The organism is Micromonospora aridisoli (genome assembly GCF_056150025.1).
In genome coordinates, this window is record NZ_JAXCFK010000005.1 from 13,530 (window position 1) to 36,499 (window position 22,970).

Annotated in this window: 26 protein-coding genes and 1 riboswitch; of the genes, 20 read left to right on the plus strand and 6 right to left on the minus strand. The window is 71.4% G+C overall.

Annotated elements, in window-relative coordinates:
• Positions 1-33: 33 nt before the first annotated feature.
• From SM447_RS12045 to gcvP, 16 genes are all read left to right on the plus strand, one after another.
• Complete coding sequence (locus SM447_RS12045; RefSeq protein ID WP_474572841.1) at positions 34-1,203, plus strand: PP2C family protein-serine/threonine phosphatase; 1,170 nt, start codon at positions 34-36, stop codon at positions 1,201-1,203.
• Positions 1,204-1,258: 55 nt separating this feature from the next.
• Positions 1,259-1,717 (plus strand): MarR family winged helix-turn-helix transcriptional regulator, encoded by a 459-nt coding sequence (locus SM447_RS12050; RefSeq protein WP_474572842.1) that lies wholly within the window; start codon positions 1,259-1,261, stop codon positions 1,715-1,717.
• 277 nt (positions 1,718-1,994) lie between these two features.
• Positions 1,995-2,606 (plus strand): cardiolipin synthase ClsA, encoded by a 612-nt coding sequence (gene clsA, locus SM447_RS12055; protein WP_474572843.1) that lies wholly within the window; start codon positions 1,995-1,997, stop codon positions 2,604-2,606.
• Positions 2,603-3,523 (plus strand): DUF881 domain-containing protein, encoded by a 921-nt coding sequence (locus SM447_RS12060; protein WP_474572844.1) that lies wholly within the window; start codon positions 2,603-2,605, stop codon positions 3,521-3,523. Before clsA ends, SM447_RS12060 begins: the two co-directional genes overlap by 4 nt.
• Complete coding sequence (locus SM447_RS12065) at positions 3,520-3,852, plus strand: small basic family protein (protein WP_093402419.1); 333 nt, start codon at positions 3,520-3,522, stop codon at positions 3,850-3,852. Before SM447_RS12060 ends, SM447_RS12065 begins: the two co-directional genes overlap by 4 nt.
• A gap of 9 nt (positions 3,853-3,861) precedes the next feature.
• Positions 3,862-4,803 (plus strand): DUF881 domain-containing protein, encoded by a 942-nt coding sequence (locus SM447_RS12070; protein ID WP_474572845.1) that lies wholly within the window; start codon positions 3,862-3,864, stop codon positions 4,801-4,803.
• A 57-nt stretch (positions 4,804-4,860) separates the two neighbouring features.
• Positions 4,861-5,241: a glycine cleavage system protein GcvH gene (gene gcvH, locus SM447_RS12075; RefSeq protein ID WP_474572846.1), complete on the plus strand. Its 381-nt coding sequence runs from the start codon at positions 4,861-4,863 to the stop codon at positions 5,239-5,241.
• Between the two features lie 216 nt (positions 5,242-5,457).
• Positions 5,458-5,910, plus strand: a complete 453-nt coding sequence (odhI, locus tag SM447_RS12080; protein WP_093402417.1) for an oxoglutarate dehydrogenase inhibitor Odhl — start codon at positions 5,458-5,460, stop codon at positions 5,908-5,910.
• A gap of 50 nt (positions 5,911-5,960) precedes the next feature.
• On the plus strand, positions 5,961-6,659 hold the full coding sequence (gene ftsR / locus SM447_RS12085) for a transcriptional regulator FtsR (protein ID WP_474572847.1): 699 nt from the start codon (positions 5,961-5,963) through the stop codon (positions 6,657-6,659).
• 173 nt (positions 6,660-6,832) lie between these two features.
• Complete coding sequence (locus SM447_RS12090; protein ID WP_013733914.1) at positions 6,833-7,297, plus strand: bifunctional nuclease family protein; 465 nt, start codon at positions 6,833-6,835, stop codon at positions 7,295-7,297.
• Positions 7,298-7,502: 205 nt separating this feature from the next.
• Entirely contained in the window at positions 7,503-8,099 is a 597-nt protein-coding gene (locus SM447_RS12095) for a MerR family transcriptional regulator (RefSeq protein ID WP_474572848.1), read from the plus strand.
• 317 nt (positions 8,100-8,416) lie between these two features.
• The gene (locus tag SM447_RS12100) at positions 8,417-8,815 is read left to right on the plus strand and encodes a group I truncated hemoglobin (protein WP_474572849.1); all 399 of its coding nucleotides are present in this window, start codon (positions 8,417-8,419) and stop codon (positions 8,813-8,815) included.
• 2 nt (positions 8,816-8,817) lie between these two features.
• A complete protein-coding gene (locus SM447_RS12105; RefSeq protein WP_474572850.1) occupies positions 8,818-9,996 on the plus strand; it encodes a globin domain-containing protein in 1,179 nt (392 codons plus the stop codon).
• The gene (locus SM447_RS12110) at positions 9,993-10,712 is read left to right on the plus strand and encodes a DivIVA domain-containing protein (protein WP_474572851.1); all 720 of its coding nucleotides are present in this window, start codon (positions 9,993-9,995) and stop codon (positions 10,710-10,712) included. Before SM447_RS12105 ends, SM447_RS12110 begins: the two co-directional genes overlap by 4 nt.
• Before the next feature lie 145 nt (positions 10,713-10,857).
• A complete protein-coding gene (locus SM447_RS12115; RefSeq protein ID WP_474572852.1) occupies positions 10,858-11,730 on the plus strand; it encodes an NAD-dependent protein deacetylase in 873 nt (290 codons plus the stop codon).
• A 64-nt stretch (positions 11,731-11,794) separates the two neighbouring features.
• Positions 11,795-11,892, plus strand: a riboswitch (glycine riboswitch).
• A 76-nt stretch (positions 11,893-11,968) separates the two neighbouring features.
• Positions 11,969-14,791 carry an aminomethyl-transferring glycine dehydrogenase gene (gene gcvP, locus SM447_RS12120; protein ID WP_474572853.1) on the plus strand — a complete coding sequence of 941 codons (2,823 nt, stop codon included), beginning with the start codon at positions 11,969-11,971 and terminating at the stop codon, positions 14,789-14,791.
• Between the two features lie 114 nt (positions 14,792-14,905).
• Here the strand turns inward: gcvP and SM447_RS12125 are convergent, their stop codons facing one another.
• Positions 14,906-15,106, minus strand: coding sequence for a DUF5999 family protein (locus SM447_RS12125; protein ID WP_474572854.1), 201 nt, complete (start codon positions 15,104-15,106; stop codon positions 14,906-14,908).
• A 96-nt stretch (positions 15,107-15,202) separates the two neighbouring features.
• On the opposite strand from SM447_RS12125, the gene SM447_RS12130 reads away from it, so the two are divergent.
• From SM447_RS12130 to def, 3 genes are read left to right on the plus strand one after another with little or no spacing between them, the layout of a single operon-like run.
• Positions 15,203-16,417, plus strand: coding sequence for a chorismate-binding protein (locus SM447_RS12130; protein WP_474572855.1), 1,215 nt, complete (start codon positions 15,203-15,205; stop codon positions 16,415-16,417).
• A gap of 31 nt (positions 16,418-16,448) precedes the next feature.
• On the plus strand, positions 16,449-17,231 hold the full coding sequence (locus SM447_RS12135) for a TetR/AcrR family transcriptional regulator (RefSeq protein ID WP_474572856.1): 783 nt from the start codon (positions 16,449-16,451) through the stop codon (positions 17,229-17,231).
• A 10-nt stretch (positions 17,232-17,241) separates the two neighbouring features.
• Positions 17,242-17,748, plus strand: coding sequence for a peptide deformylase (gene def, locus SM447_RS12140; protein WP_474572857.1), 507 nt, complete (start codon positions 17,242-17,244; stop codon positions 17,746-17,748).
• Between the two features lie 28 nt (positions 17,749-17,776).
• Here the strand turns inward: def and SM447_RS12145 are convergent, their stop codons facing one another.
• Both SM447_RS12145 and SM447_RS12150 read right to left on the minus strand, forming a co-directional pair.
• Positions 17,777-18,553: a GNAT family N-acetyltransferase gene (locus SM447_RS12145; protein WP_474572858.1), complete on the minus strand. Its 777-nt coding sequence runs from the start codon at positions 18,551-18,553 to the stop codon at positions 17,777-17,779.
• A 33-nt stretch (positions 18,554-18,586) separates the two neighbouring features.
• Positions 18,587-19,366: a sulfite exporter TauE/SafE family protein gene (locus SM447_RS12150; protein ID WP_474572859.1), complete on the minus strand. Its 780-nt coding sequence runs from the start codon at positions 19,364-19,366 to the stop codon at positions 18,587-18,589.
• Between the two features lie 177 nt (positions 19,367-19,543).
• On the opposite strand from SM447_RS12150, the gene SM447_RS12155 reads away from it, so the two are divergent.
• Positions 19,544-20,332 carry an endonuclease/exonuclease/phosphatase family protein gene (locus tag SM447_RS12155; protein WP_474572860.1) on the plus strand — a complete coding sequence of 263 codons (789 nt, stop codon included), beginning with the start codon at positions 19,544-19,546 and terminating at the stop codon, positions 20,330-20,332.
• A 15-nt stretch (positions 20,333-20,347) separates the two neighbouring features.
• Here SM447_RS12155 and SM447_RS12160 read toward each other — a convergent pair whose 3' ends face one another.
• From SM447_RS12160 to SM447_RS12170, 3 genes are read right to left on the minus strand one after another with little or no spacing between them, the layout of a single operon-like run.
• Positions 20,348-21,169 carry an ABC transporter permease gene (locus SM447_RS12160; protein ID WP_474572861.1) on the minus strand — a complete coding sequence of 274 codons (822 nt, stop codon included), beginning with the start codon at positions 21,167-21,169 and terminating at the stop codon, positions 20,348-20,350.
• On the minus strand, positions 21,166-22,173 hold the full coding sequence (locus SM447_RS12165) for an ABC transporter ATP-binding protein (protein ID WP_474572862.1): 1,008 nt from the start codon (positions 22,171-22,173) through the stop codon (positions 21,166-21,168). Before SM447_RS12165 ends, SM447_RS12160 begins: the two co-directional genes overlap by 4 nt.
• On the minus strand, positions 22,170-22,967 hold the full coding sequence (locus tag SM447_RS12170; protein ID WP_474572863.1) for an ABC transporter permease: 798 nt from the start codon (positions 22,965-22,967) through the stop codon (positions 22,170-22,172). The genes SM447_RS12165 and SM447_RS12170 overlap by 4 nt, the downstream gene beginning before the upstream one ends.
• Between the last annotated feature and the right edge of the window lie 3 nt (positions 22,968-22,970).

The window sequence follows — 22,970 nt, forward strand, 5'->3', positions numbered from 1 at the left end:
TGCCTTAGAGCAAGTATTTTTCGGAGGATGGTCATGGCGGATGCGCCCACGGGGATTTCCCGCGCCCTGCGCGAGGCCCCGCCCGACCGCGTGGTCGAGGCCGCAGACCGGGCCATCCGGTCGGTGCTCGGCGCGGCGGGCACCGCCGTGTTCATCGCCGACTACCGGATCAGTGGGCTCTGGCCGGTGCTCGAAGCGCGGCAGTCCGGCGCGGTCGTCCAGGATACGGTCCAACGCTGCTTCAGCAGCCAGCAGCCGGTCCGGGAGTCCGGTGAGGACGGGCGGTGCCGGCTCTACCTTCCCCTGTCGGTGTGGGGGGAGCGGCTCGGGGTGCTCATGGTCGAGCTGGTCGGGGAACCGTCGGAGACCGTGGTGCGTGCCGCGGTCGACATCGCCGGGGACATGGCCATGGCGCTGCGGGCGGCCGACCGGGAGACCGACCGCTACCGGCGGGCCCGGCGGCGGGAGCGGCTGAGCATGGCCGCGGAGTTGCAGTGGGAGCTGCTGCCGGGACGCAGTGTCAGTCACGACTCCTTCCAGTTGGCGGGTCAGCTGGAACCGGCGTACACGGTCGGCGGTGACCACTTCGACTGGTCGCTGGACGACGGCCGGCTGACGGTCACCGTGCTCAACGGTGACGGCATCGGGCTCGCCGCGGCGCTGTTGACGGCGGTGACGGTCAACGCGATGCGCAACGCCCGCCGCTCCGGCGGTGGCCTGGTGGAACAGGCCGAGCTTGCCTCCGACACGGTCTACTACCAGCACCGGGGGCACCGCCACGTGGCGACGTTGCTGCTCGAACTGGACTGTGCCACCGGGCGGGTGCGTGCGGTCGACGCCGGGTCGCCGCATCTGGTGCGGGTGCGCGGCGGCGCCGTCTCCCGGGTCACCCTCGAACAGCAACTACCCCTGGGGATGTTCGCCGAGACCCGCTACGACCTGCAGGAGTTCGACCTCGACCCGGGGGACCGGTTGTTCGTCGTCTCCGACGGGGTGTGGGCGGCCGATCCGAGCGGGCGGGAGACGTACGGTGAGCGGGCGATGGCCCGGGCGATGCGGGCCACGCGGTTGCAGCCGCCGACCGAGGCGGTTGGTACGGTGATGCGCGAGTTGCAGACCTTCCACGCGGACGCGGATCTGCGCGACGACGCGGTCGTCGTCTGTCTGGACTGGCGTGGCGCGGTCGACCGGGAGCAGGGTTGACCGGTCCACCGGGCGGGTCGGGTAGTACCAGCGGGACAATCGCAGGGGACATCGGGTGGAGCGACCGGATCTCGCCGCGGCGATCGACGCGGCCGCCGAGGCGCTGGTGGGTGTGCTCGATTCCGCCGTCTCCCGGCACCGGCTGTCGGTCTCGCCGACCCAGCTGCGGGTGCTGTCGCTGTTGAGCGCCCGTCCGGAGATCAACGTCAACGGCCTGGCCGAGTTGCTGGACGTGGTCCCCTCCTCGGCCAGTCGGCTCTGTGACCGGCTGGAGGCGATCGGCCTGGTGCGCAGGATGGCCGACCCGCGGGACCGCCGTGAGGTTCGCCTTGTCCCGACCGCCGCCGCCGAGGGACTGCTGGGGGAGCTGCGATCGCGTCGACACGAGGCGGTGCGGGCCGTGCTCGATCGGATGCCGGCGCGGGGGCAGCAGGACCTGCTGCGGGCGCTGGTGGCGTTCGGGCAGGCCGCGTCGGTCGCGGACACCTCGGACACCTCGGCCCGCAGCGCCTGATCAGTCTCGCACCAGTATCCTAGGACGCTTTACGGGTGGTGACGCCCCTCACACAAGCGCCAACTCAGCACCCGCCACGAACACTCTGGGCAGCGGAGGAATGGAGGGGGCCCGTTATAGTGGCAGCGCATTCGACCGGCCCGTGATCATCAACGGTGGGCGGCGGGTCACGGACGGGACCACAGGGGGCGCCGGCGCAGCCGGCTGGACGTACGCGTACGACGCCGCACGGCGGGCCACGGGCCGCGGTGCCCGAGGGCGGCGCGGAGGAGGTTCGGTGTCGGGTCGGGCGCAGCAACCGCAGCCCCGCGACGATCGGGTGCTCACCTGGCCGAACCTGATCAGTTTCGTCCGCCTGCTGGGCGTTCCTCTGTTCCTCTACCTGTTCCTGGTGGTCCGCGCCGACGTGGCCGCGATCGTGGTGTTGGCCGTCGGTGGCACCAGCGACTGGGTGGACGGCTGGATCGCCCGGCGGCTGGGACAGGTCAGCCGCCTCGGTGAGTTGCTCGACCCGCTCGCAGACCGGCTCTACATCCTGGCCACCCTGGTCGCGTTCACCGCCCGCGAGGTGGTGCCCTGGCAGTTCACCGCCGCGCTGTTGGCCCGGGAGGTGCTGCTGCTCGGCTCGCTCGGGGTGCTGAGGCGGCACGGCTACGGGCCGCCCCCGGTGCACTACGTCGGCAAGACCGCCACCTTCCTGCTGCTGGCGGCCTTTCCGCTGCTGCTTCTGGCCGCGGTGGTGCCGGCGGCAGCGGCGGTGGCGGGCGCGATGGGTTGGGCGTTGGCGTGGTGGGGTCTGGTGCTCTACTGGGTCGCCGGTGCGCTGTATGTGATCCAGGCGCGGCAGTTGGTGCGGGCGGCACGCGGGCGGCGAGGAGCGACGGTATGAGCGACGATCCCGGTCAGGGCCGGCGTGGGGCGCGCGGGTTCACCCCGGACTTCCTCACCGAGCTGTTCCGTAACCCGTTGGACCCGGGTTACGCCGACGCGGCGGCCCGGCGGGCGAAGACCGGGCGGCCGGCTCGGCCGGGTTGGTCGGTGGGGCCGGCCGGCCTGGTGGTGGTCGTGCTGCTCGGGTTCCTGTTCGCGGTGGCCTACCGGCAGACGATCGCCGAGGAGCCGGGGCGTGCGCAGGCCCGGTCCGGCCTGGTGGCGCAGATTAAGCAGCGGCAGGTGGAGACCGACGCGTTGTCCACGCAGGCTGAGGAGCTGCGTGAGGAGGTGAACCGGCAGCGGGAGGCGGCGCTGGGTGGTTCGCACGCGGCCCGGTTGCGGGATCTGGAGGCGAGCACCGGCCTGGGGCGGGTGCGGGGCGACGGTGTGGTGGTCCGGTTGGCGGACGCGCCGGACGGCCAGAGTGCGCTCAGTGGCGCCAACGTCGGTCCGACCGAGGTGCTGTACACGGATCTGCAGGCTGTGGCCAACGATCTGTGGGGTGCCGGGGCGGAGGCGATCGCGATCAACGGTCAGCGGTTGACGTCGACGTCGACGATCCGGTCGGCGGGTGAGGCGATCCTGGTGGACTTCCGCCCGGTGACCGGGCCGTACGAGGTGTCGGCGATCGGGCCGGGTGGGATGCGCAAGCGGTACGAGAGCAGCTACAGCGCGTTGACCATGCGGAAGGTGGCCCAGGCGGTCGGTCTCTCGTTCGCGGTGCGGGACGCCGACGACCTCACTCTGCCCGCGGCTCCGGAGCCGCGGTTACGCTACGCGGAGCCTGCGGTGAGTCCGAGTGTGTCGCCGTCGGGCGGTGACGAGTCGTCCGGCTCGGGTACGTCCCCCAGTCCCTCCGGAGGTGGTCGATGATCGCGGTGCTGGCCCTGTTGGCCGGTGTGCTGCTCGGGCTGTGGCTCGATCCCACGGTGCCGGCGGCGTTGCAGCCGTATCTGCCGATCGCGGTGGTGGCCGCGCTGGACGCGGTGTTCGGTGGGGTCCGGGCGAAGCTGGACCGCATCTTCGACGACAAGCAGTTCGTGGTGTCGTTCATCTCGAACGTGCTGGTGGCCGCGCTGATCGTGTATCTGGGTGACCAGTTGGGGGTGGGCGGTCAGTTGTCCACCGGTGTGGTGGTCGTGCTGGGGGTCCGCATCTTCGGCAATGTGGCGGCGATCCGTCGGCACCTGTTCCGGGCGTAGGTTTGTGGCGTGAGTGACGAGCACACGCAGACGGGTACGGGGTGGCCGCAGCCGGCGGAGCCGGCACGGCCGGACGGTCCCGCGGGGGAGCCGGATCCGCGTCCGGAGGCACCGGATCCGGACGAGTTGAGTCCGTTGTCGCCGCAGGGGCGGCCGGCGGATGACGAGGATCCGGTGGCGCCGGACGAGGGTCTGCCGGTGGAGCCCGTGGAGGATGCCGCGGCGGCGGGGCCGGCGTCGGTCGGGTCGCCGTGGCGCCGGTTCAGTTCGGCTGCGGTGATGATCGGTGTGCTGCTGGGCCTGCTGGGTTTCACCCTGGCGGTGCAGTTGAAGACGACGTCGACCGATTCGTCGTTGGCGGCGGCACGCCAGGAGGACCTGGTCCGGATCCTGTACGACCTGGAGGCGCGGGAGATCCGGCTGCGGCAGGACATCGCCGCGTTGGAGGAGAGCCAGCGGCAGTTGCGGTCGGGCGAGCAGGGGCGCCAGGCGGCGTTGGAGGAGGCGACGCGGCGGGCGGACGAGTTGGGGATCCTGGCGGGTACGTTGCCGGCGCGGGGCCCGGGTCTGGCGGTGAGGTTCCAGGCGGGGTCGAAGCCGATCTCGGCGATGCGGGTGCTGGACGCGGTGCAGGAGTTGCGGGGTGCCGGGGCGGAGGCGATGGAGATCTCCGGCGGTGACCGGGCGACGGTGCGGATCGTGGCGTCGACGTACTTCGTCAACGGGGAGGACGGGTCGTTGATCGTGAACGGGCGCCGGTTGACGGGGCCGTTCACGATCACGGTGGTGGGTGATCCTGCGACGATGCGTACGGCGCTCAACATTCCTGGTGGGGTGGTCGCGTCGGTGGCTCGCGACGGCGGTAACGTGATCGTTGAGGATCGTGAGGTTGCCGAGGTGTCGGCGCTGCACGTGCCCCGCCCGCTGGAACATGCCCGTCCGGTCTCCTGAAGGCCGGCGGGGCCGGCACCGGTCGGTCCGGTGTCGCGATGGATGAGGACGCTGCTGGTGATTCCTGAGGACCTGCGTTACACCGCCGAGCACGAGTGGGTGGCCGCCGCGGACGGCGGGGCCGTCCGGGTGGGCATCACTCATTTCGCGCAGGATGCTCTTGGCGACATCGTGTATGTGCAGTTGCCGGAGGCGGGTGCGGTGGTGGCGGCCGGTGAGTCGCTCGGTGAGATCGAGTCGACCAAGAGTGTGTCTGAGCTGTACGCGCCGGTGGGCGGTACGGTTTCGGCGCGCAACGAGGCGTTGGTCGACACGCCTGAGGTGATCAACACTGATCCGTACGGTGCGGGTTGGTTGGTGGAGATCGCGGTGGCGGATCCGGCGGCGGTGGACGGCCTGTTGAGCGCGGACGCGTATCGCGAGTTGACCGAGAGCTGAGCGTTTTGCTGTGTGGGCGGGCGGTGTCTGCCGCGCGTCCGGTTGCCCTGTTTTTCGGCGCTGGCTAGGCTCGCCCAGTCGACCGAGAACCCATTAGTTGAGCGTCGCGGACAGCCTTTCGGGGCATGGAGAGCCAGCCGCCGGGTGGATGAGAGCCCGGCGGCCAGACCCGCCGTCACCCGACGCCGACCGAAACAGATCCGTGAGGTGGTCCCCATGACTCGCCCAGGCGACGAGTTCCCCCCGCTCGACGTCACGTCGACGCTCAATCTCGGTTCGCTCGAGGAAGCGCTGGAGGGGCCCGACACCGATGTGGTGCCGAGCCGGATGTCCGGTTCGCTGCCGCCGGGGATGGCGCTGCTGGTGGTCCGGCGGGGGCCGAACGCGGGTGCCCGGTTCCTGTTGGATCATGATGTGACGACCAGCGGGCGGCATCCGGACAGTGACATTTTCCTCGATGATGTGACGGTGTCGCGTCGGCACGCGGAGTTCCACCGCGACGGTGGAACGTTCACGGTGCGGGACGTGGGCAGTTTGAACGGCACGTACGTGAACCGGGAGCGGGTCGAGGCGGCGACCTTGAGCAACGGTGACGAGGTGCAGATCGGCAAGTTCCGGGTGGTGTTCATCGCCGGTCCGCGCCCGGAGGGTGAGGCCGGCCGGGGGTGAACGAGCCTGCGGCCTCCAGGTCGTCCGGGGCGGGTGGCGCCCAGCCGTTGATGAGTATCGGCGAGGTGCTGGCCCAGCTGCGGGCGGATTTTCCGGACGTGACGATCTCGAAGTTGCGGTTTCTTGAGGCCGAGGGCCTGGTGGAGCCGCAGCGAACGGCGGCGGGTTACCGGAAGTACGGCTGGGACGACGTGGCGCGGTTGCGGTTCGTGTTGACCGCGCAGCGGGACCAGTATCTGCCGTTGCGGGTGATCCGGGAGCAGTTGGCGCGGTGGGATGCCGACGGTGAGGCGCCGGAGCGGTCCCGTCCGGCGTTGGTGGCGGTGGGTCCCGACGGTGAGGTGCCGGGTCGTGGTGCGGCGTCGGGCGAGTCTGCTCAGGTCCGGTTGGACCGTGCGGAGCTGGTGGCGCGTAGTGGGCTGGACGAGTCGACGTTGGGTGAGTTGGAGCGGCTCGGTCTGGTGGTGTCGGATCCGCCGGGGTGGTACGACGGTGACGCGTTGATCATTGCGCGGGCGGTGGCGGGTCTGGCCGCGTACGGGTTCCAGCCGCGGCATCTGCGGGGTTATCGGACGGCGGCCGATCGCGAGGTCGGTCTGTTCGCGCAGTTGGTGGCGCCGTTGGCGAGGCAGAGCGATCCGGCGGCGCGGGCGCGGGCGGCGGAGACGGCGCGGGAGTTGGTGGCGCTGTCGCAGCAGTTGCATGCGGCGTTGGTGCGGGTCGGGTTGCGCTCGACGTTGGGGCGGTGAGGTGCGTGTGCGTGCTGATCGGCCAGTTGGTGAGTGGCGTAGGCTTGCGGGGGTAACCCCTCTTCTGGCGCGGGCGTGGGTGCGCGAAGCGTATGAGACGGCCGTGTCGCGGTCCGTGTACCGTGCAGGGAAGGGCGCGGTGCGGCGTAGGTGACAACGACACGGAGGCAGCGGTGCGCGAGCTGAGCGTGGTCGGGGTTCGGGTGGAGTTGCCCAGTAACCAGCCGATCGTCCTGCTCAGGGAGGTCGAGGGGGACCGCTATCTGCCGATCTGGATCGGCGCGGTCGAGGCGACGGCGATCGCTTACGAGCAGCAGGGTGTCAAGCCGGCGCGTCCGTTGACCCATGATCTTCTGCGGGATGTGTTGGCGGCGTTGAAGGCGCCGTTGCGGGCGGTGGAGATCACCGAGTTGAAGGAGAACGTGTTCTTCGCTGATCTGTTGATCGGTGACGGGGTGCGGGTCTCGGCTCGGCCGAGTGATTCGATCGCTCTGGCGTTGCGGGTGGGTGCGCCGATTCGTTGTGCGGAGCAGGTCCTCTCTGAGGCGGGGATCGTGATTCCCGACGAGCAGGAGGACGAGGTGGAGAAGTTCCGGGAGTTCCTGGAGCAGGTGCGCCCGGAGGATTTCGCCGGCTGAGGGCTGGTGCCCGGCCGGTGTCGTGCCGGGATCGCCGCCGCGCGGGCGGTGACTGTCGGTGATAGTGATGGTCATCGCTGTCGACGCGCGGCGTGTCGCGACGGTTTCTCCGTGGTAACTCCTGGCGGTCGCTATAGGGTTGCCGTGTCGAGGGGTGCGCGTTCCGGAAACGACGTGGCACCGCACTGACGGGGAGGTTGTCCGGATGTACGAGCCGCGGGATTCCGATCAGGGTGCGGGGCCGGGTGAGCCGGGTGGGATGCCCGGATCGGCAACTGACGGTGACGGTGCGGTGGGGTACCGGGGTGTGACGGCCTGCCATGCGGTCGGGATCAGCTACCGCCAGTTGGACTATTGGGCGCGTACGTCGTTGGTGGTGCCGAGTGTGCGTGACGCGTCGGGTTCCGGTACGCAGCGGCTGTACTCGTTTCGCGACCTGGTGGTGTTGAAGGTGGTGAAGCGGCTGCTGGACGCCGGGGTGTCGTTGCAGAACATCCGTAAGGCGATCGAGGCGTTGCGGTCGCGGGGCGTGGAGGATCTGGCGGGCATCACGTTGATCTCTGACGGGACAACGGTGTACGAGTGTCGCTCGCCGGAGGAGGTGGTCGACCTGTTGCAGGGTGGCCAGGGCGTGTTCGGCATCGCGATCGGCGGCGCGTTCAAGGAGATCCAGGGTTCGTTGTCGCATCTTCCGGCGGAGCCGGCGGCGGTGTCGGTGGAGCCGGGGCCGCAGGAGGTCGCCGAGGGCGGTCCGGTGGGCGACGAGTTGGCCGCGCGGCGGGCCCGGCGGCGGGCCGGCTGAGGTCCACCGCGGTCCGCTGAGGTCGTGTTCGGGGTGTGACCGACCGGCGGGACGGTCGAGGGGCTGGTCAGCCCGGGTGTTCTTACTCTGCGTTGAGGGCGGGTTCTCCGTAGGTGAGCAATCCGGGTGGGTTTTGTGACTCTTCGTGTCTGCTTGTTGCCGGGAATCCGATGGGCCGGCGGTGACGGGAGGGACGCGGCACGCTATCGTCCGACACGGTCTGTCGGGTTCCGCTGCCGTGCTGTGGTGTCGGTGCCGGCGGGTCGTCGTTGCGTGCGCTGATGCCGCGCGTCCCCTCACGACGGAAGGACACAACCGTGACGGTTACCGAGGAGACCGCTCCGGTCTCGCATTACGAACGTATCGGCGGGGCGGGTTCGGTGAAGGCCGCTGTCGAGCTGTTCTACGACCGGGTGCTCGCCGACCCGGAGCTTGCCGGCTACTTCACCGAAGTGGACATGGTGGGGCAGCGTCGGCACCTGGCGCTGATGTTGACGGTGGTGCTCGGTGGCCCGAACGAGTACGCGGGACGGGACCTGGCCTCGGCGCATCAGCCGTTGAACATTCCGGTGGCGCACTACGTCAAGGTGGGTGAGCATCTGACGGCCACGTTGACGCAGCTGGACGTGCCGGGTGACATCATCGCCGACGTGCAGGCGGTGCTGGCGCAGGTGCAGGACCAGGTGGTGGCCGGCGGGGACTCGGCGGGCGCCTGATTGTGGACGTGCACCGGCTCAAGCAGAGCTGGTCGCTGGTCGCCGCGCACGGCGACCAGGTGCCGCTCTACTTCTACTCGACGCTGTTTCTGGCGTATCCGGAGACCCGGCAGATGTTCCCGACCAACATGGCGGGTCAGCGGGACCGGTTGGTGACGGCGCTCGGTCACATCGTGTCCCAGGTGGACCAGGTGGACCGGCTGGTCGGTTTCCTGCAGGATCTCGGCGTCGACCATCGCAAGTTCGCGGTGCGTGCGGAGCACTACCCGGCGGTGGGGGAGGCGCTGCTGGCGACGCTGCGGCATTTCCTCGGTGACCAGTGGACCGACGAGCTGGCGCAGGACTGGACGGCGGCGTACGGGCTGGTGGCGAAGGTGATGAGCGAGGCGGCGCAGGCCGCCGAGGCGGTGAATCCACCGTGGTGGGTGGCGGAGGTGGTGGGGCACGAGCGGCGGGCGTTCGACGTGGCGGTGTTGACGTTGCGTCCGCAGTACCTGCTGCCGTTCACTGCGGGCCAGTCGATCGGGGTGTCGCATCCGGCGGTGCGGTCGTGGCGGTACTACTCGCCGGCGAACGCGCCGCGGGCGGACGGCACGTTGGAGTTGCATGTGCGTGCCGCGCCGGGTGGGGCGGTGTCGTCGCGGCTGGTGTACGGGTGCGCGGCGGGCGACCAGTTGCATCTGGCTGCTCCGGTGGGTGACGGGTTGACGTTGCGGCCGGCTGGTTCGGCCGATCTGCTGCTGTTGGCCGGTGGTACCGGTTGGGCGCCGTTGAAGGCGCTGGTGGAGCAGGTGGCCGCGGAGGGTGCGCGGCGTCGGGTCGACGTGTACGTGGGGGCGCGTTCGCGCAGCGAGTTCTACGACGGCGACGCGTTGGACAAGTTGGCCGCCTCGTATCCGTGGTTGTCGGTGACGCAGGTGGTCGGGTTGGACCTGAACCGGCCCGGGGAGTTCGTGTATCCGGTGGACCGGGCGCTGGCCGACGGTGACTGGCGGTCCCGGCATGTGTACGTGTGTGGCTCCGACGACATGGTGTCGCACACGGTGGCGGTCCTGAGCCGGTCCGGTTTCCACGCCGGGCAGGTGCATCACGAGGGTCTGGGTCGGCACTGGTACGGCCCCTCGTGGCGGACGGCGGTGGGAGGCCCTGCCGTCTCTGACGATTCCGGAGGTACCCGGTGAGTGAGCCTCGTGGCCGTGAGTGGCGGGCCGGCACGGTGAGCACTGCCACGGTGGGCAGGTACGACGGTGGGCAGGTCTCCGGTGGTGTGCAGGTGCGGATGACCGCCGACCGGGTGCGGCGGTGGGAGTTCGGGTCGTCGTCGTTCGGACGGCGCGGCTACGACCAGAGTGACGTGGACCGGTTCCGGCTTCAGGTGGCCGACGAGCTGGACCTGCTGTCGACGCAGGTGGCGAATCTGCGCGCGGAGAACGAGCGGCTCAACGACCACGTGGAGCTGCACCGGCACGGGGTGATTCCGAGTTCGGAGCCGGCGGTGAAGGTGCCGGCGGCGAAGGAGGTGAATCTGCTCTCGGCGGCGCAGCGGGAGGCGGAGCAGATCATCGCGCAGGCGCACGACTACGCGCGGCGGGTCGCCGAGTACGCCCGTACCCAGTACGAGAGCTATGTGCGGGCGGCGGTGGAGGAGGCTCGTCAGGAGGCGGAGCGGGCCGTGCAGGACTATCACGCGTCGGCGGGGCCGACGTTCGACGACGGGGTGGCCGCGCGGGAGGCGCTGCGCATCTACGGCGAGATGATGATCTCGCACATGCAGGCGGCGGCGCGGCATCTCGACGACGGCAGTGAGCAGTTGGCCCGCACGATGGACCGGATCGGTGGGCAGCCGGCGGCGGCGGGGTCGGCGGCCCGGTCGTTGCCCCGGCACCAGCAGCGTTGACGCGCCGACGCCGGGCCGCCGCGGCGGTCGGTCTTCCGCGCGAGCTGGCCGGGTGGATCACCGATGGCGGGGATGTGATCGAGCGCGGTGGCCTGGCCGTCGGTGGTGTTCGTCGCCGACGGCCGGGCTGGGGCACGATGGGTGGGTGCAGGAGCTGATCGAACCGGTGGCGGAGCTGGTGGCCGCCGGTGGCGTGGTGGTGCTCAGCGGCGCCGGGTTGTCCACCGAGTCGGGCATTCCCGACTACCGGGGTCCCAGTGGGGTGGCGCGTCGGCACACGCCGATGACGTATCAGACGTTCCTGGGTGACGCGGCGGCGCGTCGCCGGTACTGGGCGCGCAGTCACCTGGGGTGGCGGTTGATCGCCCGCGCGGCGCCCAACGAGGGGCACCGGGCGGTGACCCGCCTGCAGCAGGGCGGTGTGGTGACGGGGATCATCACGCAGAACGTCGACGGGCTGCATTCGGCGGCGGGCAGCCGTGCGGTGACGGAGCTGCACGGCCGGCTCGACGGGGTGGTCTGTCTGGGGTGTCGACGGCGTACGTCGCGCGCGGAGTTGGACGGGCGGCTGCGGGCGGCCAATCCCGGCTTCGTTGGGCAGGCGGCCGCGGTGAACCCCGATGGTGACGTGGATCTCTCCGACGAGCAGGTGGCCACCTTCCGTACGGTCGACTGCGTGAGCTGCGGCGGGATGCTCAAGCCCGATGTGGTGTTCTTCGGCGAGACGGTGCCGGCGGTTCGGGTGCAGTCGTGTTTCGCGATGGTGGAGCGGGCGCGGCTGCTGTTGGTGCTGGGATCGTCGTTGACGGTGATGTCGGGGCGCCGGTTCGTGTTGCGGGCGGCGCAGCGGGGGGTGCCGGTGGTGATCGTCAACCAGGGGCCGACCCGTGGTGACGGGTACGCCTGTCTGCGGGTGGACGCGCCGTTGGGGCGGCTGCTGCCGGCGCTGGCCGACCGGCTGTTCGGCGAGGTGGCGGCGGTGGCGTCGTCGGCGGGGGCGGGTCCCGTCGGGCGGTGACCGGGGCGGAGCAGGGGCTTCGCTGCGGGTCATCGGGCACGCTGGTAGCGTTGATCGTGCCGGTAGCACCGACGTGGGAGAGACCGCCTGGCGGCAGCCGGGCGGCGCCGAAGGGGCAAATCCTCCCCGGAACCTCTCAGGCAGAAGGACCGCGTCGGGTCAGGCACTGTGGAGCGCCCGTGGGTGTGACAGAGGGGGAGGGCCGACGTGTCGACCCCCGCCCTCGCAGGAGCGCCCCATGACCGCAGAGCAGTTCGCCGACCGTCACATCGGTCCCGGCCCCGACGACGAGCGCCGGATGCTGGACACCGTCGGGTACGCCTCGATCGACGAGCTGATGGACGCGGCGATTCCCGAGGTGATCCGCTGGCACGGCCGGCTGGATCTGCCGGAGCCGGCCAGCGAGCACGAGGCTCTCGCGGAGCTGCGGGCGCTGGCGGCCCGCAACACGGTGGCCGTGTCGATGATCGGGTTGGGCTACCACGGCACCCACACCCCGGCGGTGATCCGCCGCAACGTGTTGGAGAATCCGGCCTGGTACACCGCGTACACGCCGTACCAGCCGGAGATCAGCCAGGGGCGGCTGGAGGCTTTGCTGAACTTCCAGACCATGGTGTCGGATCTGACCGGGCTGGCCACCGCGAACGCGTCGATGCTCGACGAGGGCACCGCGGCGGCGGAGGCGATGACGTTGGCGCGGCGGGCGTCGAAGAGCGGCAGCCCGGTGTACGTGGTCGACGCCGACGCGTTGCCGCAGACCATCGCGGTGATCGCCGGGCGGGCGGAGCCGCTGGGCATCGAGGTGCGGGTGCTCGACCTGGATGTGGAGCCGTTGCCGGCGGAGTTCTTCGGTCTGCACCTGCAGTACCCGGGGGCGGGTGGGGCGGTGCGGGATCACGCCCCGCTGGTCGAGGCGGCGCACGGGGTCGGGGCGCTGGTGACGGTGGCGGCGGATCTGCTGGCCCTGACGTTGCTGCGGCCGCCGGGGGAGATCGGTGTGGACATCGCCGCCGGCACCACGCAGCGCTTCGGTGTGCCGATGGGGTTCGGTGGCCCGCACGCCGGCTATCTGGCGGTGCGGGCGGGGTTGGAGCGGATGCTGCCGGGCCGGCTGGTCGGGGTGTCCCGCGACGCGGCCGGCGCCCCGGCGTACCGGTTGGCGTTGCAGACCCGTGAGCAGCACATCCGTCGGGAGAAGGCGACGAGCAACATCTGCACCGCGCAGGTGCTGCTGGCCGTGATGGCCGGCATGTACGCCGTGTACCACGGCCCGGACGGGCTGCGGGAGATCGCGGCGCGGACGCACCGGATGGCGGCCCGGTTGGCGGCCGGGTTGCGGGCCGGTGGGGTCGACGTCGCCGATGTCGCCTTCTTCGACACGGTGACGGCGCGGGTGCCGGGTCGGGCCGCCGAGGTGGTCGCCGAGGCCGGGCGGCGTGGGGTGAATCTGCGGCTGGTGGACGTCGACCGGGTTGGGATCTCCTGCGACGAGACGACCACGGACGCGCACCTGGCCACGGTGTGGGCGGCGTTCGGCGTGGACGGGGTCACCGGTGAGGTGCCCGAGGCGTTGCCGGCGCGGCTGGCCCGTACCGGTGATTTCCTCACCCATCCGGTGTTCCGTACGCACCGGTCGGAGACGGCGATGCTGCGGTATCTGCGTCGGCTGGCGGACGTCGACTACGCCTTGGACCGGGGCATGATCCCGTTGGGGTCGTGCACGATGAAGCTGAACGCCACCACCGAGATGGAGCCGGTGAGCTGGGCGGAGTTCGCGCACATCCACCCGTTGGCCCCGGCGGAGCAGACCGCCGGCTACCGGGAGCTGGTCGGCCAGTTGGAGCGGTGGCTGGCGGAGGTCACCGGGTACGACGCGGTGAGTGTGCAGCCCAACGCCGGTTCGCAGGGGGAACTGGCCGGGCTGCTGGCGATCCGGGCGTGGCACCGCAGCCGGGGTGAGCGGCACCGCGACGTGTGTCTGATCCCGTCGTCGGCGCACGGCACGAACGCGGCCAGCGCGGTGATGGCCGGGATGCGGGTGGTGGTGGTCGGCTGCGACGACGACGGCAATGTCGACCTGGTCGACCTGGACGCGAAGATCGAAGCGCATCGGGACACCCTGGCGGCGATCATGGTGACGTACCCGTCGACGCACGGGGTGTACGAGACGGGCATCGCGTCGTTGTGCGCGAAGGTGCACGACGCGGGTGGGCAGGTGTACGTCGACGGGGCGAACCTGAACGCGCTGGTCGGGTTCGCCCGGCCGGGCCGGTTCGGGGCTGACGTGTCGCACCTGAACCTGCACAAGACGTTCTGCATTCCACACGGCGGTGGGGGTCCGGGGGTGGGTCCGGTGGCGGTGCGGGCGCATCTGGCGCCGTTCCTGCCGGGTGATCCGGCCGCTGCGCCGGTCGACGGTCGGCCGGCGATCGCGGCGGCCCGGTACGGGTCGGCGGGGATCCTGCCGATTCCGTGGGCGTACCTGCGGATGATGGGTGCCGACGGGTTGGCCCGGGCGACCGGGGTGGCGGTGCTGGCGGCCAACTACGTGGCGACGCGGCTGCGTGAGCATTTCCCGGTGCTGTACGCGGGCAACAAGGGCCTCGTCGCCCACGAGTGCATCCTGGATCTGCGGCCGTTGACGAAGGCGACCGGGGTCAGTGTCGACGACGTGGCCAAGCGGTTGATCGACTACGGGTTCCACGCGCCGACGATGTCGTTCCCGGTGGCGGGGACGTTGATGGTGGAGCCGACCGAGAGTGAGGATCTGGCCGAGCTGGACCGGTTCTGCGACGCGATGATCGCCATCCGGGCGGAGATCGACAAGGTGGGGTCGGGTGAGTGGCCGGCGGGGGACAATCCGCTCGCCAACGCGCCGCACACGGCGGCGATGGTCGGTGGTGACCAGTGGTCGCACCCGTACCCACGGTCGGTGGGTGCCTGGCCGGGCGGGGTGGACCGGGCGGGGAAGTACTGGCCGCCGGTGCGGCGGGTCGACGGAGGGTACGGCGACCGGAACCTGGTCTGCTCGTGCCCGTCACCGCAGGCCTACGAGAGCTGACCGGGCGGGTGCTGGCGGCGCCGCGCCGACCTGGTCGTGGCGGTCCCTGACCGGGGGACTAGCCTGGGTCGGCGCGGGAAGACGTCGTGACGGATCGTGGTCGTGGTCAGGTGGTCAGGCGGCGAGCGCGTGTCGGGCGGGGCCACGGTGCGGGGCGATGCTGCTGCCGTCGGGCAGCAGTTCGCCGGTGTCGTCGAAGACGATGACACCGTTGCAGAGCAGGCTCCAGCCCTGTTCACGGAAGCAGGCGATGACCTTGGCGGCTTCCCGGTCGGTGGCTTCGGCGGAGGGACAGGTGGGTTGGTGCTGGCACATCGGGTTCTCCGGACTGTGGGGGCACTGTGTCATGGTTCACATGACCAGTGACGCACAGTACCAAGCGGAAGCATGCCGCATCGAGCAGATGTGCGCGTGGTTCGCGGGAAATCCGCTGAACGGATGAGCATGAACCGCCCGGACGTCGTGGAAGCGCTCCCACGGATGGTTGTCGATCCGCCCGCGGTTCCCGCGCCCTGCCGGGGCCGACTCGTCGAACGGGCCCGCTGGCAGTGGCGCCCCGCCGACGGCGGCGACCCGGCCGCGTACACCGAGCAGTTCCTCGCCGAGCACGGCCTGCACCTGCACGACCTGGGTCGCCCGGCGTCACGCCACCACCCCGACGGCGTCTGCGGCGCCGCCCTGTACGTCTCCGCCGCCGCCGGCGCCCGGCTCGCCGGCGGCGCACCCGGCGCACCCAACCCCGCCAACCTGCCCGAGGTCGCCGTCGTCGTCTACGCCCACACCGGCACGACCCCGGAGCGTCCCGCCGGCCCACCCCCGCCGTGGTGCCACGGCACCTGGACCGAGAGCTGGAGCCCCCGCCAGCACGCCGACGCCGTCACCGCCATCCGCGAGGCCATCGGCCGCGGCGAGGTCTACCAGGTCAACCTCGTCGGCCACGCCGCCGCCACCTACACCGGCGACCCGCTGCCGGCCCTGACCCGCCTCGGCCGGCTGCCCGGCGCCCGCTATGGCGGTGTGCTGACCGGCCCCGGTTGGGCCATCGGCTGCGCCAGCCCGGAAACCCTGATCGAGTTCCGCGACGGCACCCTCACCACCCGACCCATCAAGGGCACCCGACCCGCCACCGCCGCCGGCCGCGTCGACCTGCTCACCTCGGCCAAGGAACGCGCCGAACACATCATGATCGTCGACCTGGAACGCAACGACCTGGCCCGCGTCGCCCGCACCGGCAGCGTCCGCGTCGACGACCTGTTCGCCGTACGCCGCTGGTGCGACCTGTGGCAGGCCGAATCCACCGTCCGCGCCGACATCGCCGACGGACTCGGCCTGGCCGACCTGCTGCGCGCGGTCTGCCCCGGCGGCTCCGTCACCGGCGCGCCGAAACTGGCCGCCCTCGACCACATCGCCGCCCTGGAACCCGTCGGACGCGGCGCCGGCATGGGCGCCCTCGGCTGGGTCGGCCCCGACCACCTCGACCTCGGCCTGACCATTCGCACCGCCGCCGTCGACGGTGACGCCGTGCACGTGTGGGCCGGTGGCGGCATCACCTGGGACAGCGACCCCACCGCCGAGGTCGCCGAGGCGGCCGCGAAGACGGGCCCCGTCCGGGCCGCCCTCGACTGACGCCGTACGGCGTACGGCTAGAGTGGCGGTGGTGAACACCGAGTACAGCGGCACCGGCGACCCCGCGCGCAGCCTCGCCCTGCTCTGGCGCACCCGGGAACGCGCCAGCCGCAAAGGCCACCCCGACCTGACCGTCGACCGCATCGTGCACGCCGCCATCGACCTCGCCGACACCGACGGGCTGGCCGCGCTGTCCATGCGCCGCGTCGCCCAGACCCTCGGCGTGGGCACCATGTCGCTGTACACCCACGTACCCGGCAAGGGTGAACTGCTCGACCTCATGCTCGACACCGTCCACGGCGAACTCACCCACCCCGACCACGACGACCACGACTGGCGCACCCGCCTGACCCACGTCGCCCACGCCCGATGGCAGCTCTACCTGCGCCACCCCTGGCTGCTGCAGGTCGCCACCACCCGCCCCGCCCTCGGCCCCCACGTCATCGCCACCTACGACCACGAACTACGCGCCGTCGACGGCATCGGCCTGACCGACCTGGAGATGGACGCCGTGCTCACCCTCGTCACCGGCTACGTCCACGGCGCCGTCCGCACCGCCGTGGAAGCCGCCCAGGCCGCCGGGCGCACCGGCCTGACCGAACAACAGTGGTGGCAGGCCCACGCCCCCTACCTGGAGAAGGCCCTCGACCCACGCCGGTACCCCCTCGCCGCCCGCGTCGGCACCGCCGCCGGCGAGCACCACCAGGCCGCCGCCGACCCCACCGCCGCGTTCGCCTTCGGTCTGGGCCGCATCCTCGACGGCATCGCCGTCCTCGTCGACGCCCGCCACCCAGTCGAGCCCACCGACCGATAACCTTGCCGACATGACCATGCGGGACATCCGAATCATCGGCGACCCGGTGCTACGCACCCCCAGCGAACCGGTCACCAGTTTCGACGCCGAGCTGCGCAGCCTGGTCACCGACCTGATGGACACCCTGCTCGGCGCGCCCGGCCGCGCCGGCGTCGCCGCCCCGCAGATCGGCGTGAACGTCCAGGTCTTCGTCTACGACGCCGATGGCCACCGCGGCCACATGATCAACCCGACGTTGGAACTGTCCACCGAGCTCCAGGACGACGACGAGGGCTGCCTGTCCATCCCCGGGCTGTACTTCCCGACCCCCCGTGCCCTGCACGCCACCGCCCGCGGCTACGACCAGCACGGTGAACCCCTGACCATCGCCGGCAGCGGCTTCCTCGCCCGCGCCCTGCAACACGAGACCGACCACCTCGCCGGCCGCCTCTACGTCGACACCCTGCGCGGCGAAACCCGCCGCCGTGCCCTCCGCGAGATCCGCGCCGGCCGGTTCGACTCCTCCCGCCGCGGCTGACCCCAACCGCCCCGCGACACGCGACCGGTCAGTCGTCCCGCGCCACCAGCGCGAACTCGCCGTAGTCGGCCACCCGGTCGAACCCCAACCGCTCGTACAACCGCACCGCCACGGTGTTGGCCGCCGCCACGTTCAACGTCACATGGTCGACCTCGGCGGCCAACAACCCGCACACCCGGGCCACCACCGCCGCCGCCAGCCCCCGACCCCGCCACCCGGGCCGGGTGGTCACGTTCCCCAACGCCGCCACCCGATGGACACCGGAGACGACGTGCACCCCGGCCACCGCCACCAGCCGCCCACCGTCGTCGACGCCCACGTACCGGCCGGTGTCCACCATCCGCGGGTCGAACCAGTTGCCCGGATAGGCCGCCGCGTACAACTCGTGCAGCCGCGGCAGGTCCGCCCGCCCCAACACCTCACCGGCCGGCACCACCGCCGCCAACCGGGCCCGGTCGGTCAACGCCATCTTCAGATGCGGCCCCGTCCCGGTGACGCGGAACGTGCCGCGCAACGCCGACTCCAGACCGGGGGACAGGTGCGCGTACAACCGCGCCGGCAGCACCGGCGCCACCTCACCCAGCAGGGCCGCCACCGCATCCACCTGCGCCGGCCGGGCGAACGCCAACAACGTCGCAGGCAGCGCACCGTGGTACAGCAACACCACCGACTCCCCACGCCGATACCACGACGTGTACGGCCAGAAGAAGTCGTCCAGATCACCCAACTGGTAGGCGTGCAGCACCGGATCCCGGCTCAACAACTCCGCCAGGACAGCCCGGTCGTGTTCCGCGCGTACCGACACCAGCCGATGATCACACGTTCGGTGCCGGCACCGTCACCCGGCCACCCACTGGTCGTAACCCAACCTCGCCACCAGCGCCAACACCACCACCAGCAGCACCACCCGCACGAACCCCGAGCCTCGGCGCAACGCCATCCGCGCACCTACCGACGCCCCGACGATGTTGCACACCGCCATCGCCGCACCCAGCAGCCACCACACGTGCCCGGTCACCGCGAACACCGCCAACGCACCGGCGTTCGTGCCCGCGTTGACCACCTTCGCCATCGCCGAACCGTGCACGAAATCCGCCCCCACCAGGGCCGTGAACGCCAACACCAGGAACGTGCCGGTCCCCGGACCGATCAACCCGTCGTACGCGGCGATGCCCACCCCCGCCACCAGCACCGCCACCGCCACCCGCACCCGGGTCCGCCGCTGCGGCACCGCCAGCACCCCCAACCGGGGCCGCAGCACCACGAACAGCGCCACCGACACCAGCACCACCAGCACCACCGGCCGGTACGCCGACGGCGGCACCGCCCCCGCCAACGCCGCACCGAGCCCCGCGCACACCACCGCCAACGCCGCCGCCGGCCCCGCCACCACCCAGTCGATCTTCGTGCGTCGGGCGTACGTCACCGCCGCCGTCGACGTGCCCGCGATCGCCGCCAACTTGTTCGTCCCCAACGCCGTCGCCGGCGGCATCCCCGGCACCGCCACCAACAGCGCCGGCAACAGCAGCAGCCCGCCACCACCCACCACGGCATCCACCCAACCGGCCAGCGCGGCGGCGGTCAGCAGGGTCGCGATCGTCAGCGGGTCCAACTCCACGAGCGGCCATTCTTCCCACCAACACCCAGCTCACGCGGCCGCCTGTGGCCAGCCTCACCGGCCCCGGTGACGCCGTACCCAGATGCCCACCGCTCCGACCGCCACGAACAGCAGCATCGAACAGAACAAGGCCCGCACCATCGGACAACTGTCCCACGGCGTCGCTAAGGTGACAGCGTGCGCCTGGCCACGTTCAACCTGCTCCACGGCCGGTCCCTGGCCGACGGCCTGGTCGACCCCACCCGACTGGCCACCGCCGTCGCCACCCTCGACGCCGACGTCCTCGCCCTGCAGGAAGTCGACCGTGACCAGTCCCGCAGCGGCAACCTCGACCTGACCGCCATCGCCGCCCAGGCTCTCGACGCACCCGAGCACCGCTTCGCCGCCGCCGTTGTCGGCACCCCCGGCGAGGCGTTCCGCCCCCTCACCCACGACGACGACGGCCACGGCGAACCCTGCTACGGCGTCGGCCTGATCTCCCGCCACCCGGTCACCAGCTGGCGCGTCACCCGGCTGCACCCCGCGCCGGTGCGCTCCCCGGTCTACGTGCCCGGCCCCGGCGGCGGCCTCATCCTGCTCCGCGACGAACCCCGGGTCGTCCTCGCCGCGGTGCTGGACACCCCACACGGCCCCCTCACCGTCGCCGCCACCCACCTGTCCTTCGTCGCCGGATGGAACGTCCGCCAACTGCGCCAGGTCATCCGCGCGCTGCGCGCCCTGCCCGCCCCACGCATCCTGCTCGGCGACCTGAACCTGCCCGCCTGGGCCACCCGCGCCGTCTCCGGCTGGCACCTGCTGGCCCGCCGACCCACCTACCCCGCCACGCAACCCCGCGTCCAACTCGACCACATCCTCGCCGACCGCCACCACTTCGACCGACTGCCCCCGGTCACCGCCGTGCGCACCCCGCTGTCCACCATCTCCGACCACCGCCCCCTGCTGGTCGACCTCGGCGCACACCGCTAGGGCCTTCGACGCCGCCTAGAACACCTGGAGCCCGCCGGTGCGCTGAACCCGCGCCTCACCCAGGCGCAACAGCGCCGACGCCGCGGCGAGCAGGCCGACGGTCAGCACGACCAGCCACCCCAGCGGGGCCGCCAGGTCACCGACGGTCGCGCCCTCCAGCAACGCGCCACGCAGCACAACCAGGCTGCTGGTCAGCGGAAACGCCAAGCCGACCGCCTTGACCCACACCGGCAGGGCGAACAACGGCAGACGCACCCCGGCGACGAACCACAGCGGGTCGTCCAGCAGCGTGTACAGAAACGCCGAGTCCCGAGAGAACACCAACAGGCTGTTGAGGAACGCGCCCCAGGCGACCGCGGGCACCACCAGCGCCAGCGCCGCCACGACGTACATGCCGGGATGGGCGACGTGCAGCACGTCGGCGGCCACCGCCGCGGCCACCGCGAAACACCCGAACAGCCACGCATTCTGCGTCAGCGCCGCAGCACCGTTGCCGATCACCAGCGCCATCCGGCTGGCGGGGGAGAGGAACAGCACCTCCAGGGTGCCGCTGACCCGTTCGAAGGAGAAGTGCCAGGCCGACTGCACCAGGGAGAAGAAGAACGTGTACGCCAGCGCGCCGGCGGCGAGAAACGACAGCAACCGGCGCGGATCGGCGGCCACCGGCCACCGTTGCGGCGCCACCGCGGACTCGATGACCGGTAACACGGTGTAGTAGGTGGCGGCCAGGGTCAGCAATGGCCACAACAGCATGGAGAACAGCACCAGCGGCTGCCCGAACAGCCGACGGTGCTGTTTGAGGGCCTCGGCCGCAACGACCCGCAGGGCGTGGCTCACCGCGTCGCCGCCACCGCAGCCCGTTCGGTCAGGGCAAGGATCGCGTCCTCCAGGGTCGGCGGAGTCACCACCAGCCCGGCGATCGTTCCGCCTGCCCGCACCACCGCCGTGACCACCGCCCCCACCAGGTCCTCCGGGTGGCGGAGCGCGAACCGTGGCCGGCCCTCCTCGTCCACGTCGACGGTCAGCTCCGCGCCGTGCCGCTCGGCCAGCGCGCGCAGCACGGCGGTCACCGCCGGGTCGGCCGCGGCGAGAACCAGCCGCAGGGTGTGCCGTCGCACCGTCTGGCCGGCCAGCCGAGCCGGGCTGCCCTGAGCCACCAGAGACCCCCGGGCGATGAGATACACGTGCTGGCACAACTGCTCCACCTCGGCCAGGTAGTGCGAGGTCAGCAGCACCCCGACCCCGTCCGCGGCCAGCTGCGCGACCAGAGCCCGCAGCTGGTGCGCGATCGGTGCGTCCAGACCCAACGTCGGCTCGTCCAGCAGCAGGTACGCCGGATCATTGATCAGGCCTCGGGCGATGACCAGCCGCTGACGCATGCCCCGCGAGTACCGCTCCACCGGCAGGTGAGCCGCCTCCGTCAGGCCCACCAGGTCGAGCAGTTCCCCGATGCGCGCTCGCAACCGGGCGCGGGGAATGTCGTACAACTGGCCGAAGTACCACAGGTTCTCGCGGGCGGTCAGCCGGTCGTACACCATCCGCTCACCACCGGAGATCACATTGATCCGGCGGCGCACCTCGCGGGCATGCTCCACCACGTCCAGACCATCCACGCTCACCGTGCCGCCGGTGGGCCGCAGCAGGGTGGACAGGATCCGGATCGTGGTGGTCTTACCGGCGCCGTTGAGCCCCAGCAGCCCGGTGACCCGCCCCGGCGGAATGTGCAGTGAGAGGCCGTCGACGGCCGCCACCGGCGGCGAGGCCGCCCGGCGGCGCCAGCCCTGCCGACGCCGAGCCGGGAAGACCTTGCAGAGGTCGGTGGTGACGATGCCAGTGCTCATGCACGCGCGCTCCGATGCAGGGCCCGCCGCTCGGCAGGCCTGAGAATGGACAGTCCCAACAGCAGGTACGCCCCACCCAGTACCAGACACACGGCCAGCGCGGGCCAGGGATCGACGTCAGCGCCGGGCAGCGTGGCCGCCCGCAGCACCCGCAGCGCCCAGGTGACCGGCAGCGCCTCGCCGAGCCAACGCGCCGCCGTCGGCAGATAGCTGGTGGGGAAGGTGAACCCGCACAGCAGCGCCATCGCGGTGAACAGCGTGTTCTGGGTGATGTGGGCTTCGCCGGCGGCCAGCATCAGCGCGCTCAGCGGCACCGACATGCCCACCACCGCCACCGTCGCCGCCACCACGGCGACCAGCAGGGTCAACGGTTCGGCCACGGTCAGCCGTACCCCCAGCGCCGTGGCCACGGCGACCAACACAGTGATCTCCACAGTCGTGGTGCTCAGCGCCTGCGCGGTCACCCCCAACAGGTACGGCAGCCGCCGGGCCGGGGTCAGCAACTGGCTCTCCAGGGTGCCCTCGCGGTACTCGGTGATCTGCGCCTTGGCCACCCACAGCACCATCCGGGTGGTGAAGGTCAGCGCGGCGGCGCCGATGGTGACGTAGCCGAGATAGTCGGCACTTCCGGTGGCGACGGTGAACCCCGCCCCGACCCGACCTCCCCCGATGGCCCGGTACGCCAACATCGACACCCCGATGGTCAGCACACCGGTGGCCAGCGTGCCGATGAAGTAGGTCCACGGGTAGGCGCGCAGCGTGATCCGCCAGTTGCGCACGAAGGTGGCCCCCATGAC